General features: G+C 56.2%; 20 protein-coding genes. 17 read left to right on the forward strand and 3 right to left on the reverse strand.

Annotation, left to right across the window (positions count from 1 at the left end):
- Positions 1–43: 43 nt before the first annotated feature.
- Positions 44–1234, forward strand: coding sequence for a cytochrome c biogenesis protein DipZ (locus ACE38U_RS06475; protein ID WP_375529374.1), 1191 nt, complete (start codon positions 44–46; stop codon positions 1232–1234).
- 258 nt (positions 1235–1492) lie between these two features.
- Positions 1493–3511, forward strand: coding sequence for an oxidoreductase (locus ACE38U_RS06480; protein ID WP_375529375.1), 2019 nt, complete (start codon positions 1493–1495; stop codon positions 3509–3511).
- Here ACE38U_RS06480 and rlmG read toward each other — a convergent pair.
- Positions 3508–4644, reverse strand: coding sequence for a 23S rRNA (guanine(1835)-N(2))-methyltransferase RlmG (gene rlmG / locus ACE38U_RS06485; protein ID WP_038476033.1), 1137 nt, complete (start codon positions 4642–4644; stop codon positions 3508–3510). The two genes, ACE38U_RS06480 and rlmG, sit on opposite strands and share 4 nt — an antisense overlap.
- 84 nt (positions 4645–4728) lie before the next feature.
- On the opposite strand from rlmG, the gene ACE38U_RS06490 reads away from it, so the two are divergent.
- From ACE38U_RS06490 to sstT, 4 genes are all read left to right on the forward strand, one after another.
- Positions 4729–5229, forward strand: coding sequence for a M48 metallopeptidase family protein (locus ACE38U_RS06490; protein WP_176982717.1), 501 nt, complete (start codon positions 4729–4731; stop codon positions 5227–5229).
- A gap of 49 nt (positions 5230–5278) precedes the next feature.
- A complete protein-coding gene (locus ACE38U_RS06495) occupies positions 5279–6277 on the forward strand; it encodes a Gfo/Idh/MocA family protein (protein ID WP_375529376.1) in 999 nt (332 codons plus the stop codon).
- 244 nt (positions 6278–6521) lie between these two features.
- Entirely contained in the window at positions 6522–7490 is a 969-nt protein-coding gene (locus ACE38U_RS06500; protein WP_038476039.1) for a TerC family protein, read from the forward strand.
- 265 nt (positions 7491–7755) lie between these two features.
- Positions 7756–9000 carry a serine/threonine transporter SstT gene (sstT, locus tag ACE38U_RS06505; RefSeq protein WP_038476042.1) on the forward strand — a complete coding sequence of 415 codons (1245 nt, stop codon included), beginning with the start codon at positions 7756–7758 and terminating at the stop codon, positions 8998–9000.
- A 198-nt stretch (positions 9001–9198) separates the two neighbouring features.
- On the opposite strand, the gene ACE38U_RS06510 is transcribed toward sstT, so the two are convergent.
- A complete protein-coding gene (locus ACE38U_RS06510; RefSeq protein WP_375529377.1) occupies positions 9199–10686 on the reverse strand; it encodes a UxaA family hydrolase in 1488 nt (495 codons plus the stop codon).
- 7 nt (positions 10687–10693) lie between these two features.
- Complete coding sequence (uxaC, locus tag ACE38U_RS06515; RefSeq protein WP_375529378.1) at positions 10694–12106, reverse strand: glucuronate isomerase; 1413 nt, start codon at positions 12104–12106, stop codon at positions 10694–10696.
- 374 nt (positions 12107–12480) lie between these two features.
- Between uxaC and ACE38U_RS06520 the strand changes: the two genes are divergently transcribed.
- The 11 genes from ACE38U_RS06520 (at position 12481) to ACE38U_RS06570 (ending at position 19807) form a co-directional block, all read left to right on the forward strand.
- On the forward strand, positions 12481–13782 hold the full coding sequence (locus ACE38U_RS06520) for an MFS transporter (protein WP_038476051.1): 1302 nt from the start codon (positions 12481–12483) through the stop codon (positions 13780–13782).
- Positions 13783–13890: 108 nt separating this feature from the next.
- Positions 13891–14667, forward strand: coding sequence for a transcriptional regulator ExuR (exuR, locus tag ACE38U_RS06525; RefSeq protein ID WP_038476054.1), 777 nt, complete (start codon positions 13891–13893; stop codon positions 14665–14667).
- A gap of 320 nt (positions 14668–14987) precedes the next feature.
- Positions 14988–15650, forward strand: a complete 663-nt coding sequence (gene yqjA, locus ACE38U_RS06530) for a DedA family general envelope maintenance protein YqjA (RefSeq protein ID WP_038476057.1) — start codon at positions 14988–14990, stop codon at positions 15648–15650.
- 9 nt (positions 15651–15659) lie between these two features.
- Positions 15660–16037 (forward strand): EnvZ/OmpR regulon moderator MzrA, encoded by a 378-nt coding sequence (gene mzrA / locus ACE38U_RS06535; RefSeq protein ID WP_038476060.1) that lies wholly within the window; start codon positions 15660–15662, stop codon positions 16035–16037.
- A 175-nt stretch (positions 16038–16212) separates the two neighbouring features.
- A complete protein-coding gene (locus tag ACE38U_RS06540) occupies positions 16213–16581 on the forward strand; it encodes a DUF1090 domain-containing protein (RefSeq protein WP_038476063.1) in 369 nt (122 codons plus the stop codon).
- 50 nt (positions 16582–16631) lie between these two features.
- Positions 16632–16937 (forward strand): ElaB/YgaM/YqjD family protein, encoded by a 306-nt coding sequence (locus ACE38U_RS06545; RefSeq protein WP_038476066.1) that lies wholly within the window; start codon positions 16632–16634, stop codon positions 16935–16937.
- A gap of 1 nt (position 16938) precedes the next feature.
- Positions 16939–17334, forward strand: a complete 396-nt coding sequence (locus ACE38U_RS06550; RefSeq protein ID WP_038476070.1) for a phage holin family protein — start codon at positions 16939–16941, stop codon at positions 17332–17334.
- Positions 17334–17624: a YqjK-like family protein gene (locus ACE38U_RS06555; RefSeq protein WP_375529379.1), complete on the forward strand. Its 291-nt coding sequence runs from the start codon at positions 17334–17336 to the stop codon at positions 17622–17624. The genes ACE38U_RS06550 and ACE38U_RS06555 overlap by 1 nt, the downstream gene beginning before the upstream one ends.
- 248 nt (positions 17625–17872) lie before the next feature.
- Positions 17873–18265 (forward strand): DoxX family protein, encoded by a 393-nt coding sequence (locus ACE38U_RS06560; protein ID WP_038476076.1) that lies wholly within the window; start codon positions 17873–17875, stop codon positions 18263–18265.
- A 73-nt stretch (positions 18266–18338) separates the two neighbouring features.
- Positions 18339–19331, forward strand: coding sequence for a glutathione S-transferase family protein (locus ACE38U_RS06565; RefSeq protein WP_375529380.1), 993 nt, complete (start codon positions 18339–18341; stop codon positions 19329–19331).
- 104 nt (positions 19332–19435) lie between these two features.
- Positions 19436–19807, forward strand: a complete 372-nt coding sequence (locus ACE38U_RS06570; RefSeq protein ID WP_038476082.1) for a DUF805 domain-containing protein — start codon at positions 19436–19438, stop codon at positions 19805–19807.
- The last annotated feature ends 47 nt before the right edge of the window (positions 19808–19854 follow it).

Below are 19854 nucleotides of genomic sequence, written 5' to 3' on the forward strand. Positions count from 1 at the left end.
GGGTTAAATACCCAGAAATCATCCTGTAACCGTGAGGTGTGTTATGCCCGTTCTGATTGCCTTTCTTGGCGGAATGCTCAGTTTATTAAGCCCCTGTACGCTGCCCGTCATTCCCCTGCTTTTCGCCGCATTTCGCGGTCAAAAACGCCAAATCATCGCCCTGCTTGCCGGCATGGTGGCCATGTTTACCGCCGTCGCTTTGCTGGTCGGCGCTGCCGGGGAGTGGATCGTGCAGGCCACGTTGGTTGGCCGCTGGATTGCGCTGGCGATGCTGGCGCTTGCCGCGTTGACGCTCATCTTCCCCGTGCTTGCCGAACGCCTGATGCGGCCTGCGGTGCAATTGGGGAACGCTATCAATAACCAAAGCAACCGCGCTCGCGGCATGCTGTCCGCTTTTTTGGCGGGGCTGGCGGTGGGGCTGCTCTGGTCTCCCTGCGCCGGACCGATTTTGGGGGCCATTCTCGGCATCGGCCTGTCCGGCTCTTCGGCGGTAACCACCGGCCTGCTGCTGGCGGCCTACGGCAGCGGCTGCGCGCTGATGCTGGCGCTGCTGTGGTTCTGCGGTCACCGGCTGCTGGCTCGCCTGCGTGAGAAAATGGCGCTGATGGCGCAGCTTCGGCGTGTGGCGGGCGTAGCGATGCTGGCCACCGTGGCGTTTATCGCCTCCGGCACCACGGCGGTGCTGCAAAATGCCAACGGCTTCGGCGCGAAGCTGGAGCAGCACCTGCTGGCGCTTTCCCCAACCGCTGCGTCAGCACCGAAGCTGCAGCCCATCGCGGATACCGCACCTACCAGCGCGATGCCGCCGCTTTCCGGAGGAACAGCCTGGATTAACAGCCCGCCGCTGACGCCAGAGGCGCTAAAAGGCAAAGTCGTGCTTATCGATTTTTGGACCTTCGACTGCATTAACTGCCAGCACGCGCTGCCGCACGTCCGCGAATGGGCCAACAAGTATAAAGATCAGGGCCTGGTGGTGATTGGTGTGCATACGCCGGAGTACCCTTGGGAGAAAGATCTCGATTCGGTGAAAAAGGCGGTGGGCAAATGGCAACTGCCTTACCCGGTCGTCACCGACAACAACTATCAGATCTGGAACGCCTTCGGTAACCAGTACTGGCCAGCCCATTATTATTTCGACGCTCGCGGACAGCTGCGCAATGCCTCCTTCGGCGAGGGCAACTACGAACAGCAAGAGCAGATTATTCAGAAGCTGCTGAAGGAGGCTCGCGCCTGATTTTGCCTTCGGGGAGGCGGGAATATGACTCTCATCACATTCGCCGCACTCCCCTTTTCCCTTTTGCTCCGCGACGGCTAAATTAGAACTCATCCGACCACATAAAAATAATTCGTTACCCTGGATAATTCGAGTTGCAGGTAGGCGGCAAGTGAGTGAATCCCCAGGAGCTTACATAAAGTAAGTGACTGGGGTTCAGGAGTGCAGCCAACACCCCTGCAGCTTGAAGTATGACGGGTATACATTTTGGAACCGATTATGAGCTACTCGTCGCTGCTTGCCCCGCTGGATCTTGGCTTCACCACTTTGAAAAACCGCGTGCTGATGGGCTCGATGCACACCGGGCTGGAAGAGCTGCCGGACGGCGCTGAGCGCCTCGCGGCTTTCTATGCCGAGCGTGCCCGCCACGGCGTGGCGCTGATTGTCACCGGCGGGATTGCCCCTTCGGCCTCCGGCGTGACCATCGCCCACGGTGCGGTGCTGAACGATAAATGCCAGCTGGCGCATCACCAGCTTGTGACCGATGCGGTTCACCGTGAAGGCGGCAAAATTGCCCTGCAGATCCTGCATACCGGCCGCTACAGCTATCAGCCTAAGCTGGTCGCGCCTTCGGCCATTCAGGCGCCGATCAACCCGTTTAAACCTCACGAGCTGAGCCACGAAGAAGTCTTAACGCTGATTGAGGACTTCGCCCACTGCGCGAGCCTTGCGCGGGAAGCCGGGTATGACGGCGTGGAGGTCATGGGTTCGGAAGGCTATCTGATTAACCAGTTTTTAGCGGTGCGGACTAACCAGCGCGACGACGAATGGGGCGGTGACTACGAGCGCAGAATGCGCTTTGCCGTTGAGGTCGTCCGTGCCGTGCGGGAACGGGTTGGCAAAGAATTTATTATTATCTATCGCCTGTCGCTGCTCGACCTGGTGGAAGGCGGCGGCAACTTTGACCAGGCCGTGACGCTCGCCAAAGCGATAGAAAAAGCGGGCGCGACGCTAATTAATACCGGCATCGGCTGGCATGAAGCCCGTATTCCTACCATTGCTACATCCGTGCCGCGCGGCGCGTTTAGCTGGGTAACCAAAAAGCTGAAGGGCCACGTTGCGCTGCCGCTGGTGACGACCAACCGAATCAACACCCCGGAAACCGCCGAGCAAATTCTGGCCGACGGCGATGCGGATATGGTGTCGATGGCACGCCCTTTCCTCGCCGACCCTGAATTTGTCTCCAAGGCCGCCGCAAACCGGGCAGATGAAATCAATACCTGCATCGGCTGCAACCAGGCCTGCCTGGATCAGATTTTCGCCGGGAAAGTGACCTCCTGCCTGGTCAACCCGCGCGCCTGCCATGAAACCAAAATGCCCGTTGTGCCCTCGACGCAAACTAAGCGCATCGCGGTTGTTGGCGCAGGCCCTGCCGGGCTGGCCTTTGCGGTTAACGCCGCCGCGCGCGGCCATAGCGTCACGCTGTTCGACGCCGGAGCGGAGATTGGTGGCCAGTTTAATATCGCCAAACAGATCCCCGGCAAAGAGGAGTTTTTCGAAACGCTGCGCTACTACCGCCGGATGCTGGACATCACCGGCGTGGACGTTCGCCTTAATCAATACATTGAGCCCGAGAAGCTGAGCGGCTACGACGAGGTGGTACTGGCCTGCGGCATTGAGCCGCGCCTGCCGGAGATTGAGGGCATCGGGCATCCGAAGGTGCTGAGCTATATCGACGTATTGCGCGACAAAGCGCCGGTGGGCAAGCGCGTGGCGGTGATTGGGGCGGGCGGCATTGGCTTTGATACCTCGATGTACCTGAGCCAGGAAGGGGCGTCCACCAGCCAGAGCATCGCCGAGTTCTGCGTGGAATGGGGGATTGATACCAGCCTGCAAACCTCTGGCGGCCTGCGCCCGGAAGGGCCGAATCTGCATAAAAGCCCGCGCAGTATTTTCCTGCTGCAGCGTAAAACCAGCAAGCCGGGCGAAGGCCTGGGCAAAACTACCGGCTGGATCCACCGCGCTACGTTGCTGGCTCGCGGCGTGAAAATGCTGGCGGGCGTAAGCTACGAACGCATTGACGATGCCGGGCTGCACATCACCATAGGCGGAGAGCCGCAGCTGCTGGAAGTGGATAACGTGATTATTTGTGCCGGGCAGAACCCGCGCCGCGAGCTGCAGGAGCCGCTACAGGCCATGGGCAAAACCGTGCATTTGATTGGCGGGGCCGATGTGGCAATGGAGCTGGATGCCCGACGCGCTATCGCGCAGGGCACCCGTTTAGCGCTGGAGATTTAGCTCCGACGGCCTAACTTCACCGCTTTGAGCACCACGAACTTGCTGTTCGTCGCAACCGTGGTGCAGTTACCGAAGATCTTCTTCAGCTTGCGGAAGTAGTCAAGGTGACGGTTGGCCACGATGTACAGCTCGCCGTTGATTTTCAGGCAGCGGCGAGCGTGGTGGAACATCTCCCACGCAATCTGATCGGTAAGCGCGTGCTGCTGGTGGAACGGCGGGTTGCACAGTACCGCATTGAAGCGGAACGGCTCCACGCCGGACAGCCCGTTATTGATCATAAACTCGCAGCGGTCGATATCGCCCGGCAGGTTGGTTTCAACGTTCAGGCGGCTGGACGCGACGGCCATCGGCGATTCGTCCACAAATACCACCTGCGCCAGCGGGTTTTTCTCCAGCAGCGTCAGGCCAATCACCCCGTTGCCACAGCCGAGATCGACAATCTCACCTTCCAGATCGGAGGGTAAATGCTCAAGGAAGAAACGTGCGCCGATATCCAGCCCGGTACGGGAGAAGACGTTCGCGTGGTTGTGAATGGTCCACTCTGTCCCTTCCAGCTTCCAGCTCAGCGTCTCCGGCGCGTCGGCCAGCGCCGGCTTAGTGACGGTCGGGTTAACCAGGCGCGCTTTTTTCCATGCAAGCGTGGTGGTGGTTGGCCCTAAAATCTTTTCAAACAGCTCAAGCGTAGAGTTGTGAATGTCACGCGCTTTCGCGCCCGCGATAATGCGGGTTTCCGGCGTCACCACTTTACGTAGCGCGCGCAGCTGCTGCTCAAGCAATGCCAGCGTTTTAGGAATTTTAATCAGCACCAGCCCCGGCGCCTGCGGGTAAGCCGCGGTGCTGTCGAGGAAGGTGACGCTGTTTTCCGGAATGTCGTTCTCGCGCAGGTTTTCACGCGTTGCCAGCTCGCTTAGGTACGAGTCGCCAATGCTGTATGGCTTGTGCTCGGCCAGCACGCAGGCCAGCGTACCGAACGTGTCGTTAAGAACGAGAACGGGGCCGACTGGCTCAAGTTCGTCTACCTGCTGCAACAGGTAGTCATCTGCCGCTTCCCACGCCTGCAGCGGGTTAACGTCGTCCGTTTCCGGAAAACGCTTCAGCGTCAGTGAACGAAAACCGTTGTCTAATTGGCTCATCGGCCCTCCTGGATGGTAAAGTTTGGTGATATCCCCATAGCGGGGGCGAGAGTATACCTTTTTTTCCCTCAACCTGAGACAAGCATGAGCGAACTGATTTATTTAAGCGGTTATCCGGAGCATTTGCTCTCGCAGGTGCGCACCCTGATTCGCGAGCAGCGCCTCGGCGAAGTGCTGGAAAAGCGCTACCCGCAGGGGCACAACATCGCGACCGATAAAGCGCTTTATGCCTACACTCAGGAGTTGAAAAGCCAGTTTCTGCGCAACGCACCGCCGATAAATAAAGTCGCTTATGACAGCAAAATTCACGTGCTGAACAACGCGCTCGGGCTGCATACCGCCATTTCACGCGTGCAGGGCAATAAGCTGAAAGCCAAGGCGGAAATTCGCGTGGCGACGGTGTTTCGCACTGCGCCCGAAGCCTTTCTACGTATGATTGTGGTCCACGAGCTGGCGCATCTTAAGGAGAAGGATCACAACAAAGCGTTTTACTCCTTGTGCTGTCATATGGAACCGCAGTATCACCAGTTAGAATTCGATACACGACTTTGGCTTACGCAGCTGGCGCTTAGCGGCGCGGCCTGATTAGCTCCCTGACTTATTGATTATCGACTTCCGGAGAATGCACTCGTTTATGATACGTTTCGCTGTGATTGGAACCAACTGGATAACCCGCCAGTTCGTGGATGCCGCCCATGAGAGCGGCAAATATAAGCTGACCGCGGTGTATTCCCGTAGCCTGGAGCAGGCGCAGGCCTTCGCCAACGATTACCCGGTCGAGCACCTGTTTACTTCGCTGGACGAGCTGGTGAAGAGCGATGTCATCGACGCGGTGTACATCGCCAGCCCGAACTCGCTGCACGGCCCGCAGAGCCTGCTGTTCCTCAGCCACAAAAAACACGTTATCTGCGAGAAGCCGCTGGCGTCTAATCTTGCGGAAGTCGAAGCGGCTATCGCCTGCGCCCGTGAAAACCAGGTGGTGCTGTTCGAGGCGTTTAAAACCGCCAGCCTGCCAAACTTTATCGCGCTGCAGCAGGCGCTGCCGAAGGTGGGGAAAATCCGTAAGGTGCTGCTCAACTACTGCCAGTATTCTTCGCGCTACCAGCGCTACCTGGACGGTGAAAACCCAAACACCTTTAATCCGGCGTTTTCCAACGGCTCCATCATGGACATCGGCTTCTACGTGCTGGCCTCGGCGGCTGCATTGTGGGGTGAACCGCACTCCGTTCACGCCACGGCTTCCCTGCTGGACAGCGGCGTGGACGCTCACGGCACCGTTCAGCTGAACTACGGCGATTTCGACGTCACCCTGATGCACTCCAAAGTGAGCGACTCGACGATCCCAAGCGAAATTCAGGGCGAAGCCGGTTCGCTGGTGATTGAAAAAATTTCCGAATGCCAGCGCGTCACATTTATTCCGCGCGGCGGCAAACCGCAGGATCTGACGCTGCCGCAGCATATCAATACTATGCTGTACGAAGCGGAGACGTTTGCCCGCCTGGTGGAAGAGAATGAGGTCAATCACGCCGGGCTGGTGACATCGCGCATCACGTCGGCGCTGGCGACCGAAATTCGCCGCCAGACAGGGGTTAAGTTCCCGGCAGACGATGTGAGCCAGCAGGCCACGGCATAATGAATTTTGCAGAAAACCAGGTAACAAAATATTGACCAAAGCCGTTGCTTGTCATATTTTGTTACCTGCAAAGGGGAGTAACTTCATTGCCGGTTAATCGTCATTACGATGCGAAAGCATCCGGTTGCCGGGCGACGTTAAAACGTCGTAAGTGAGACCTTGCCGGAAGGCGAGATCCCTGTTGCAAGCGAAAGCGGCTGGCGTCTTCTGATGTTAGCCGTTTTTGTTTTCAAGGAATCTCATTATGCATACTGTCGGTACTCCGCTGCTCTGGGGCAGCTTCGCCGTCGTGGTCGCCATCATGCTGGCGATCGATCTCCTGGTTCAGGGCCGCCGTGGCTCGCAAACCATGTCAATGAAACAGGCGGCCGTCTGGTCGCTGGTCTGGGTTTCACTTTCCCTGCTGTTTAACCTCGCCTTCTGGTGGTATCTCAGCGGCACCGCTGGCCGCGAAGTGGCGGACACTCAGGCGCTGGCCTTCCTCACCGGTTATCTGATTGAAAAAGCCCTTGCGGTCGATAACGTCTTCGTCTGGCTGATGCTGTTCAGCTATTTTGCCGTGCCTGCCGCGCTGCAGCGGCGAGTGCTGGTCTACGGCGTGCTTGGCGCTATCGTGCTGAGAACCATCATGATCTTCGGCGGCAGCTGGCTGATTACCCAGTTCGAATGGCTGCTGTATGTGTTTGGCGCCTTCCTGCTGTTTACCGGGATTAAGATGGCGCTGGCGAAGGAAGATGACACCGGTATCGGCGACAAGCCGCTGGTGCGCTGGCTGCGCGGCCACCTGCGCATGACCGATAAGATCGAGAACGAACGTTTCTTCGTCCGCCAGAACGGCCTGCTGTACGCTACGCCGCTGTTGCTGGTGCTGATTCTGGTGGAGCTGAGCGACGTGATTTTCGCGGTAGACAGCATTCCGGCAATCTTCGCGGTGACCACCGATCCGTTCATCGTGCTGACGTCTAACCTGTTCGCCATCCTCGGCCTGCGCGCCATGTACTTCCTGCTGGCCGGCGTGGCAGAACGCTTCTCAATGCTGAAGTATGGCCTGTCGGTTATCCTGGTGTTTATCGGCATCAAGATGCTGATCGTCGATTTCTACCATATCCCAATCGCCGTTTCGCTGGGCGTGGTGGGCGGTATTCTGGCGGGTACGCTGATTATCAACGCCTGGGTAAACCACCGTAACGACCAGAAGAAGCCGGCGGAGTAAGCCAACATCTCACCGTAAAAAAGGGGCGTAATGCCCCTTTTTCATTCTGGCAAACCGCCATCGTCCCAAATTGCTGAATATGTCACATGAATGTTAATGATCAGTTGCGAAATCTAACGCTGAACGCAATTCCAGCTTGAAATGCTTTTTCCTTTACCGCTTTTCCTTATACTCAGCGGGCAAACACATTTTCTTACAACCGCCCAGACGCAGCCCACTGCGCACGCGGAACGGAACGACATCACTGACACACAGGAAGGTATTCATGAGTTCGCAAGCTTCTGGATTACTGCAGCGCTTTGCCCGCGGCAGCCTCGTAAAACAAATTCTCGTTGGCCTGGTGCTGGGCATTGTGCTCGCGCTGGTCTCCAAACCCGCCGCCGTGGCAACCGGCCTGCTCGGGACGCTGTTCGTCGGCGCGCTCAAAGCCGTGGCGCCGGTGCTGGTCCTTACGCTGGTGATGGCTTCTATCGCTAACCACCAGCACGGCCAAAAAACCAATATCCGCCCAATTCTGGTGCTGTACCTGCTGGGCACGTTCTCCGCCGCGCTGACGGCGGTCGTCGTTAGCTTTATGTTCCCTTCCACGCTTCACCTGACCAGCAGCGCCACGGATATTTCGCCGCCGTCAGGGATCGTCGAAGTGATACACGGCCTGCTGATGAGCACGATTGCCAACCCGATAGACGCCGTGCTGAACGCCAACTACATCGGCATTCTGGTATGGGCCGTTGGCCTGGGCTTTGCCCTGCGCCACGGCAGCGAAACCACCAAAAGCCTGGTGAACGATTTGTCTGACGCGGTGACCTTTATCGTGAAGGTGGTTATCCGCTTTGCGCCAATCGGGATCTTCGGCCTGGTCGCCTCTACGCTCGCCACGACCGGTTTCTCCACGCTCTGGAGCTACGCCCAGCTGCTGCTGGTGCTGCTGGGCTGCATGTTCGGCGTGGCGCTGATCATCAACCCGCTGCTGGTGTTTATCACCACTCGCCGTAACCCGTATCCGCTGGTGCTGGCCTGCCTGCGCGAGAGCGGCGTGACCGCGTTCTTTACCCGCAGCTCGGCGGCGAACATTCCGGTCAACATGAGCATGTGCCAGAAGATGAACCTGGATCGTGATACTTATTCAGTGTCGATTCCGCTGGGGGCAACCATCAATATGGCCGGGGCCGCAATAACGATTACGGTGCTGACGCTGGCTGCGGTGCACACGCTGGGCGTACCGGTGGATCTGCCCACCGCGCTGCTGCTGAGCGTGGTGGCTTCACTTTGCGCCTGTGGGGCTTCTGGCGTGGCGGGCGGTTCGCTGTTGCTGATCCCGCTGGCCTGCGGCATGTTTGGCATCCCGAATGAGATTGCCATGCAGGTGGTGGCGGTAGGCTTCATCATCGGCGTATTGCAGGATTCCTGTGAAACCGCGCTGAACTCTTCTACCGACGTTATCTTTACCGCTGCCGTTTGTCAGGCCGAGGATGCCCGTCTGGCGAAGGCCGATCCGCTACGCGGTTAATGCTTTCACATCGCCCGGCATAGGTCTATTAGTCAAAATATTTACGATTATGAAGGGGCGGCGCAAATTACGTTCACTTCCAGCGTCGCTTCTGGTTTTTACCCTCACCCTGACCCTCTCCCTAAAAGGGAGAGGGGATAAACCCTGTATCCCGCAGCTTGCTTTCTCCCTCGCCCCTTGGGGATAGGAGCCGGGAAATCAAAGCGTGACACCACTCTTAAACAGCGCCAGCTCGCGGAAATCATTTTTCTCGTTGCAGGTTGGCGCGCCGTTAACTTTCTCAACGATCGTCCCGATAAACTTCTCCAGCAGATCCGGCAGGGTGCTGCCGTGCAGCAGCTTCCCGGCGTCAAAATCGATCCAGTGCGGTTTCTTCGCGGCCAGCTCGCTGTTAGTGGCAATTTTCACCGTTGGCACAAACCCGCCGTAGGGCGTTCCGCGCCCGGTGCTGAACAACACCATGTGGCAGCCTGCCCCCGCTAAAGCGCTGGTAGCAACAGCATCGTTGCCGGGCGCGCTCAGCAGGTTTAATCCAGCCTGTTTTAACCTTTCGCCATAGCGAAGGACGTCAACGATTTGGCTTTCACCGGCCTTCTGCGTACAGCCGAGCGATTTCTCTTCGAGCGTGGTGATCCCGCCCGCTTTGTTGCCCGGGGAGGGATTCTCATAAATAGGCTGCCGGTGCTCGATAAAATAGCGTTTGAAGTCGTTGATCATCGCCACCGTTTTCTCGAACGTGGCTTCGTCACGACAGTGGCTCATCAGCAGCCTCTCCGCGCCAAACATTTCCGGTACTTCCGTCAGCACCGTCGTGCCGCCGTTCGCTACGACATAGTCAGAAAAACGGCCCAGCATCGGGTTCGCGGTAATGCCGGAGAGGCCGTCCGAGCCGCCGCATTCGAGCCCGAATTTCAGCTCGCTCAGTTTGCCCGGTTCGCGCCTGTCGTGGCGCATTGCCTCATACAAAGCGTGCAGATGCTCCAGCCCGGCTTCAACCTCATCGTCCTGCTGCTGAAGTGCCATGAAATGGACGCGCTCAGGGTCGTATTCACCTAAGGTTTCGCGGAACGCGCTAATTTGGTTGTTTTCGCAGCCCAGGCCGACCACCAGCACCGCACCTGCGTTCGGGTGATGCACCATGTTTTGCAGCATGGTGCGGGTGTTGAGATGGTCATCCCCCAGCTGAGAGCAGCCAAACTGGTGGCTGAACAGCCAGGCCCCGTCGATATCCGGCGCATTGCCCGTCTGCTGCAGAAAACGGCTCAGCATTTGCCGCGCAATGCCGTTCACGCAGCCGACGGTGGGCAGGACCCATAGCTCATTGCGGATGCCAACCGCGCCGTTGCTACGGCGATAGATGCTTACCTCACGGTCGCCGAAAGGTTCCACCGCCGGCACTATTTCCGGCTGGTAGCGATATTCATCGACATCATTAAGGTTAGTGCGCAGGTTATGGGAATGAAGATGCTCCCCGGCGGCGACATCGCAAAGCGCGTGGCCTATCGGCAGGCCGTACTTCACGACGTTTGCCCCTTCGGCAATCGGCTGGAGCGCGAACTTGTGGCCACGGGCGATCGGCTGTCGAAGCCTGAAAGTTTCCGCCGCAGCGCCCACCTCTTCGCCCTCCGCCAGGTCCACCAACGCAACCGCAACGTTATCCAGCGCATGGATCCTGATATATCGCATCTCAGCCTCAGTTCAGCTCAATGGCAAAGTAGTCGCGGGCGTTGTTGAAGCAGATGTTTTGCACCATCTCCCCTAACAGCGGCAAATCTTCAGGCACTTCGCCCGCCTGCACCCAATGGCCAAGCATGCGGCACAAAATGCGGCGGAAGTATTCGTGACGGGTGTAGGAGAGGAAGCTGCGGCTGTCGGTCAGCATACCGACAAAACGGCTCAGCAGGCCGAGCTGTGCAAGCTGGGTCATTTGCCGTTCCATACCGTCTTTCTGATCGTTAAACCACCAGCCGGATCCGAACTGCATTTTTCCCGGCATGCCCTCGCCCTGGAAGTTACCGACCATCGTGCCAATCACTTCGTTGTCCCGTGGATTGAGGCAGTAGAGAATGGTTTTAGGCAGCAGATTTTCCTCATTCTGTTTGCTCAGCAGCTTCGACAGCGGCTCGGCCAGCGGGCGATCGTTGATGGAATCAAAGCCTACGTCCGGCCCCAGCAGGCGGAACTGTCGCTGGTTATTATTGCGCAGCGCGCCGATGTGGTACTGCTGCACCCAGCCGCGACGGGCGTATTCGGTTCCCAGCCACGCCAGCACCGCCGTTTTAAACTGCGCGGCTTCGGTTTCATTGACCGAGTTGCCCGCCAGACGACGGGCAAGAATAGCGTCCAGCGTGGCTTCATCCGCTTCGGCAAAGACCACCACGTCCAGCGCATGGTCGGCAACCTTGCAGCCGTGGGCGGCAAAATGATCGAGTCTTTTACCTAACGCCGCCTGAAGATCGCCGAAGCGGCGGATGTCGGTATCAGAAACCGCTGACAGCGTCGAAATGTAGTCGCTGAACGTTGCCTGCTCGATATTAAAGGCCTTGTCCGGGCGCCAGCTCGGCAGCACTTTGACGTCGAAGCTGCCGTCTTTAGCTACGGCGGCGTGGTGCTCCAGAGAGTCCACCGGATCGTCAGTTGTCCCCACCATTTTCACGTTCATCTGCTGCATGATGCCGCGGGCGGTGAATGCGTCCTGCTCCAGCAGCGCGTTGCACTGATGCCAGATTTCATCCGCCGTTGCCGGGGAAAACAGCTTGCCGGTGATGCCAAACGGGCGGCGCAGCTCCAGATGCGTCCAGTGATACAGCGGATTGCCAAGGGTGTGCGGCACCGTTGCCGCCCAGGCGTCAAACTTTTCGCGATCGCTGGCATCGCCGGTACAAAGCCGCTCGGCCACGCCGTTAGTGCGCATCGCACGCCACTTGTAGTGATCCCCTTTCAGCCAGATGTCATACAGGTTTTTAAAGCGATAGTTGTCGGCTATTTGCTGCGGCGGCAGATGGCAGTGGTAGTCAAAAATGGGCTGTGATTTCGCGTAGTCGTGATACAGGCGGCGGGCGAATTCGGTATCAAGAAGAAAATCTTCGGTCATAAACGGGGCCATAGTGGAGCGTCCTCAGCAAAGAGCGTTTCTGTGCTTGTGCATGATGGAACAAAGTTATCACACCAATTTTTAGGCAACGACCTCAATTTTGCGTTAAAGCTCACAAAACAGACACATTAATCCCGCCTTCTCACGGCAAAACAGGGCTAAATCCCGCACCATTTCTGGCTTCAAGCCGCTATCCAGCATGGTATTACCTGAAAATGCTTTTGTGATATCACTCAACTTATAAAGATGTATGACAAGTTATCTTTCAAGCCGTCGCAGTACCTCTTGCCGGGCAACGCTTGCCGCGGCCCATAGGTGACAAGAGCAGGAACGGCAGCCGGTTTACCTGGAACAACGTTCACAATAAAGACGGGATGGGGTTATAAATGCGAAAAATTAAAGGCTTACGCTGGTACATGATAGCGCTGGTGACGCTGGGCACCGTGCTGGGCTATCTGACCCGTAACACGGTGGCCGTTGCGGCCCCCACGCTGATGAGCGAGCTGAATATCACCACGCAGCAGTATTCGTGGATCATTGCAGCTTATTCAGCTTGTTATACCATTATGCAGCCGGTTGCTGGCTACCTGCTGGACGTGCTCGGCACCAAAGTTGGCTACGCGGTGTTTGCCGTGGCCTGGGCGATATTCTGTGGCGCAACCGCTCTCGCGGGTAGCTGGGGCGGCCTGGCGCTAGCCCGTGGCGCGGTCGGTGCCGCTGAAGCGGCGATGATCCCCGCCGGATTAAAGGCCAGCAGCGAGTGGTTCCCCGCCAAAGAGCGCTCTATTGCGGTGGGCTACTTCAACGTGGGCTCTTCCATTGGGGCAATGATTGCCCCGCCGCTGGTGGTCTGGGCCATTGTGATGCACAGCTGGCAGATGGCATTTATGATAACCGGCGTGCTGAGTTTTATCTGGGCAATGGTCTGGCTGTGGTTCTATAAAAATCCGCGTGATCAGAAAAAGCTCTCCAGCGAAGAACGCGAATACATCATTAGCGGCCAGGAAGCCCATCACCAGACTGATAACACGAAAAAGATGTCGGCCTGGAAAATCCTGCGCAACCGCCAGTTCTGGGGCATCGCTCTGCCGCGCTTCCTGGCAGAACCCGCGTGGGGCACATTCAACGCCTGGATCCCTCTGTTCATGTTTAAAGCCTACGGCTTTAATCTGAAAGAGATTGCGATGTTCGCGTGGATGCCGATGCTTTTCGCCGACTTTGGCTGCATTCTTGGGGGTTATTTGCCGCCGCTGTTCCAGCGCTGGTTTGGCGTCAACCTGATTGTTTCCCGCAAGCTTGTCGTGACGATGGGCGCGGTATTGATGATTGGCCCTGGCACCATTGGCCTGTTTACCAGCCCTTACGTGGCGATTGCTTTGCTCTGCGTGGGCGGGTTTGCACACCAGGCGCTGTCCGGCGCGTTAATCACCCTGTCTTCCGACGTTTTCGGGCGTAACGAGGTGGCGACGGCTAACGGACTGACGGGAATGGCGGCCTGGACTGCCAGCACGCTGTTTGCTCTGGTTGTAGGTGCCCTGGCCGACACAATGGGCTTCAGCCCGCTCTTCGCGGCGCTTGCCGTGTTCGATCTTCTCGGCGCGATTGTTATCTGGACGGTGCTGAAAAACCAGTCTGCCAGCGAACTTGCGGCCGAGAGCGTCGTGCCAAACGCCGTGACACAATCCTGATCTCTGATGCCGCCTACGGGCGGCATTTCTCACCCTCGTTGCTAGAGCGCTATCGGAAAAAGTGGTATAACAAATTCATTCACGCGCAGCCCTCTTCCGGAGCAACTTATGGACGCCATTGAACCCCGCCGCCTTTACCAGCAGCTCGCCGCCGAACTTAAGCAACGTATTGAAACAGGTGTTTACCGGGTCGGAGAAAAACTGCCTGCGGAGCGTTACATTGCGGAAGAAAAAAACGTCAGCCGCACCGTTGTCCGTGAAGCGATTATCATGCTGGAAGTTGAAGGATACGTTGAAGTGCGTAAAGGCTCAGGCATTCACGTCATGTCCAGCCAGGCGAAGTACATGACCGTGCCGGACGAGCGCTTTGAATTTGCCAATTATGGCCCTTTCGAACTTTTGCAGGCGAGGCAGCTTATTGAGAGCAATATTGCCGAGTTTGCCGCCACCCAGGTCACCAAGCAGGATATTGTGAAGCTGATGGAGATCCAGGAAAAGGCGCGAAACGAGCAAACGTTCCGTGATTCTGAGTGGGATCTCCAGTTTCATGTACAGGTTGCGCTGGCAACGCAAAACGGCGCGCTGGCCACCATCGTAGAAAAAATGTGGAGCCATCGCGTTCACAATCCATACTGGAAGAAACTGCACGAACACATCGATATGCGCCCGGTGGATAACTGGTGCGACGACCACGATCAGATTCTTAAAGCACTGATTAGGAAAGATTCTCATGCTGCGAAGCTGGCCATGTGGCAGCACCTCGAAAATACCCGCCAGATGCTGTTTAACGCCACCAGCGACGATTTTGAATTCAACGCCGACCGCTATTTATTTGCTGAAAATCCGGTGGTTCATCTGGATACGGCCGCAAACGGTCAAAAATAGTCATTTTTCCCGCCGAGGGTAAGCAAACCATAAATAGTGTCAGCGTTTGTAAATACCCTCGCCAGCCTCTTCCCCAGTAAGCAAAATCATTGCTCAACGAACTGCAAATACTGTGACGTGTAACGCGTAGTTTTGTTACAATTAGATGCAATTTCACCGTCTGTGTGGGTTTCGCGCCCTCTCGCTGTCGTTTCAGGTCATGTTATTTCGACTCAGCGGCGCGGGCAGTGGGTTGTAGCCAGCAAATGATAATAAAAACCATGCTGCATTCTGCTCATCCGTTTACACCGGCGACCTAAACGAAGTGCCAGGAACCCTGAATGGAACTACTGACTCAACTGCTCTCCGCTCTCTGGAGCCAGGATTTTGAAACGCTCTCCAATCCGTCAATGATTGGCATGCTCTATTTTGTGCTGTTCATGATTTTATTTCTTGAGAACGGCCTGCTTCCGGCGGCGTTTTTACCCGGCGATAGCCTGTTGGTGCTGGTCGGCGTTCTGATTGCCAAAGGAACAATGGGTTTCCCGGAAACGATCGCGCTGCTCACCATTGCCGCGAGCCTCGGCAGCTGGCTTGGCTACATCCAGGGGCGCTGGCTCGGGAATACGCGCCTCGTGCAAAACTGGCTTTCGCACCTGCCGGCCCATTATCACCAGCGTTCACACCAGCTCTTCCATAAACACGGGCTGTCTGCGCTGCTGGTTGGCCGCTTTATCGCTTTTGTTCGCACTCTGTTGCCAACTATTGCCGGATTATCGGGTCTTAGCAGCACCCGCTTCCAGTTCTTCAACTGGATGAGCGGCCTGCTGTGGATATTGATTCTGACTACCCTGGGCTATTTGCTGGGCAAAACGCCGGTCTTCCTGAAGTACGAAGACGCCTTAATGTCGTGCCTGATGCTGATCCCGGTGGTGCTTCTGGTCATCGGTCTGGTCGGTTCGTTAATCGTGCTTTGGCGTAAAAAACGCGGCCAAAGTAGCTAGAGGGATTCGATGAAATTAGCGTTCACACGCCGCCTGAGGGCGGCGCTGCTTGTTGGAGCCCTGGCGATTGCTTCGCTGATGGTGTGGTCCAGCATGCAGAATCAGGATTCAACCCTCGAAATTCGTGCCTCACGGCAGGGTGGAAGCATTCCCGACGGTTTTTATGTCTGGCACCACCTTGATGCCAACGGCATTCGTTTCAAAAGCATTACGCCGCTCAACAACACGCTGCTGGTAACGTTTGACTCCAGCGCCCAGAGCGAAGCCGCGAAAGAAGTGCTGAACCGCACGCTGCCGCAAGGGTACGTAATTGCCCAGCAGGACAGCGATAAAGACGCGCTCGCATGGCTCTCTATTCTGCGCCCTGACCACAATCATCTCGGCTAATCTCCTTTCTCTCTGTCTGAATTTGCTATCATCTTCTGGGTTTTTAGCCAATTCATGACTATGCTTTAGCTGTTTTTACCGCTATTCATCAGCGCTTTTTCGACACTCTGGAACGACGCATGGAGTATGATCGCCTGATACTTTTATGAGTCATCTTACAATGGAAGGTTTAACCATGAATTACCGCACCGTACTGGCACTTGCTTTACTCACCCTGACCTCTGCCGCCCAGGCAAATACCCTTTGCAGCGAGAAAGAGCAGGATATTCAACGCGAGATTGGCTATGCGGAAAAACACAACAATCAGCACCGTATTGATGGTCTGAAAAAAGCCCTGAGCGAAGTACGCGAAAACTGCAGCGACGCCGGCCTGCGCGCCGAGCATCAAAAGAAGATTGCTAAGCAGAAAGCTGAAATCGAAGAGCGTAAAGCCGATCTCGTTGAAGCCCGTCAGAAGGGTGACCCGGACAAAATCACCAAACGCGAAAAGAAACTTGCAGAAGCAGAAGATAGCCTCAAAGCTTTAGAGAAGCGTGATTACTGATTGTGTAGTCGCAGACTTTAAGGATCCACCTCAAACACTCGGAGAGAACTATGTCAAAAGATACTACGTCAGAACATTTACGCGCTGAGTTGAAATCCCTGGCAGATACGCTTGAAGAAGTCCTGAGTGCTTCCACGGACAAGTCAAAAACCGAACTGGATAAACTGCGTACCAAAGCGGAAAAAACGCTCAAAGAGAGCCGTGACCGCCTCGGTGAAACCAGCGAAGCCATCGCCAAACAAACCCGCGAAGCCGCAGCCAAAGCGGATGATTACGTCCGCGAGAACCCGTGGACCGGCGTTGGCATTGGCGCGGCGGTAGGCGTCGTGCTGGGTGTGCTGCTGGCGCGTCGTTAAGATGGCGGATTCTCACCAAAGCCAGGGGCCGGGCAAAAGCGTACTCGGCATTGGCCAACGGCTGGTCACCATTCTGGTCGGCATGGTCGAAACGCGCGTTCGTCTTGCCGTGGTTGAGCTGGAAGAGGAGAAATCACACCTCGTTCAGCTGCTGCTGATGCTCGGCCTGACCATGCTGTTCGCCGCGTTTGGCTTAATGAGCTTGATGGTCCTGATTATCTGGGCCGTCGACCCGCAGTATCGCCTCAACGCCATGATTGCAACGACGGTTGTACTGCTGTCGCTGGCGCTGATTGGCGGTATCTGGACGCTGCGAAAATCCCGTCAATCCACCCTGCTGCGCCATACCCGCCGCGAGCTGGAAAACGACAGGGCCTTGCTGGAAGAGGATAAGTAATGAGCGATGCAGAACGTGCAAAGCGAAAAGCGTATCTGCTCAGCCAGGTTCAACAGCAGCGGCTTGATCTCAGCGCGGCAAGACGCGACTGGCTGCAGGTCACCGGCCCGTACGATCGTGGCTGGAACACGTTACTCAGCCTGCGTGGATACGCCATGATAGCCAGTAGCGTACTGGCTATCTGGACGGTGAAGCACCCGGGCAGATTTATGCGCTGGGCAAAACGAGGATTTGGCGCCTGGAGCACCTGGCGACTTATCCGCAATACGCTCAATCCGCCCTCGCGCTAAGCTTAAAACACCGCCTCTGGCGGTGTTTTTATTTGCCTCCTTCACGCCCTTTACCTCATGTTTTTACTTTCCCGGCTTAGTTTCCTCAGTATATTTGAAGGACTTAGACAGTTTTCCTTGCTAACAATCCTTTTTCACCCCGTCTATTATCCTCTCCATCGACAGCAAGCGCCGGTAATTACTGGAGTTTGCACCCCTTTTAAGCCCTGGCCGAGTAAGCCGGAAAAAAAGAACCGCTGGAGAGTAAAATGAAAAAATTAGAAGATGTTGGCGTACTGGTTGCTCGTATTCTGATGCCAATCCTGTTTATTACCGCTGGCTGGGGCAAAATCACCGGTTATGCCGGCACCCAACAGTACATGGAAGCGATGGGCGTGCCGGGCGCACTGCTGCCGCTGACCATCCTGCTTGAGTTCGGCGGCGGTCTGGCCATTCTGTTCGGCTTCCTGACCCGTACTACCGCGCTGATTACCGCGCTGTTTACCGTACTGACGGCGTTCCTGTTCCACAGCAACTTCGCAGAAGGCGTGAACTCCATTATGTTTATGAAGAACTTCACCATCGCGGGTGGCTACCTGCTGCTGGCGGTCTTCGGCCCGGGCGCCATCAGCCTTGACCGCGTACTGAATAAAAAATGGTAAGCGTTCTATACTGATGAACACTGAGAAAGCGAAGACACCGTCTTCGCTTTTTTGCTATTGAGGAGGAGAAAAAATGGGACAACTCATCGACGGCGTCTGGCATGACGTCTGGTACGACACCAAATCGACCGGCGGCCGCTTTAAACGTTCGGAATCCGCCTTCCGCAACTGGCTAACCGCCGACGGCGCACCCGGCCCAACGGGAAAAGAGGGATTTGCCGCGGAGAAAGACCGCTATCATCTTTATGTTTCTCTTGCCTGCCCCTGGGCACACCGCACGCTGATTGTGCGTAAGCTGAAAGGGCTTGAACCGTTTATCTCCGTTTCCGTCGTCAACCCGCTGATGCTGCAAAACGGCTGGACGTTTGCCGAGGATTTTCCGGAGTCAACCGGCGACACGCTTTATCACCACGATTTTCTCTATCAGCTCTACCTGCAGGCCGATCCTCACTACACCGGCCGCGTGACGGTGCCCGTGCTTTGGGACAAGAAAAACCAGACAATAGTCAGCAATGAGTCCGCAGAAATCATTCGTATGTTTAATACGGCCTTTGATGCTCTCGGTGCCCGTGCAGGGGATTATTACCCTGACGCTTTAAAAAGCGATATTGATGAGCTGAACGGCTGGATTTATGACACGGTAAATAACGGCGTGTACAAATCAGGTTTTGCCACCTCTCAGGAAGCCTATGACGAAGCCGTGGAGAAAGTCTTTACTTCCCTGGCACGCCTTGAGCAAATCCTCGGTCAGCATCGCTACTTAACCGGCCAGCAGTTGACCGAAGCGGATATTCGCCTGTGGACCACTCTGGTGCGCTTTGACCCGGTGTACGTCACCCACTTTAAGTGCGATAAGTACCGCATCAGTGATTACCCAAATCTTTACGGCTTCCTGCGCGATATCTATCAGATACCCGGCGTGCGTGAAACGGTAAGCTTCCCGCATATCCGCACTCACTATTATTGCAGCCACAAAACCATCAACCCAACGGGCATTATTTCCATCGGCCCTGCTCAAGATTTAGACGAGCCGCACGGGCGCGATGAGCGGTTTAGGAAGCGTTAGGAATATTCAGTACAACAACGATTTACGGCCAATGTATTCACGACTATCCTTGAGTCGATCGCTTATCGTTCAGGTGATTGTCGGATAATTAAGGCAGGCCTTAAATGGATTGGTATTTCAAAGCACTAACAAATTACATTGGGTTTGGCGGCCGTGCGCGCCGCAAAGAATACTGGATGTTTCATCTGGTGAACTTCGTTCTGGCGGCGGTGCTAAGCGTGCTGGATAAGATGCTTGGGCTACACATTTATAAAGACGAAGGTGCGCTCACCACGATTTACAGCGTCCTGGTTTTCCTGCCGCTTTGGGCAGTACAGTTCCGTCGCCTGCACGACACCGATCGCTCTGCCTGGTGGCTGCTGTTGCTGTTAATTCCGATTGTCGGTTGGTTGATCATTCTGGCATTCAACTGCCAGGACGGCACCCCGGCAACCAACCGCTTCGGGCCAGATCCTAAAGCCCCGAACCTCTACTAAACAAAAAGGGCGTACCTTTCGGTGCGCCCTTTTCTTATCAGACCGAC

This window comes from Cedecea selenatireducens (assembly GCF_042138895.1).
Lineage (GTDB): Bacteria > Pseudomonadota > Gammaproteobacteria > Enterobacterales > Enterobacteriaceae > Cedecea > Cedecea selenatireducens.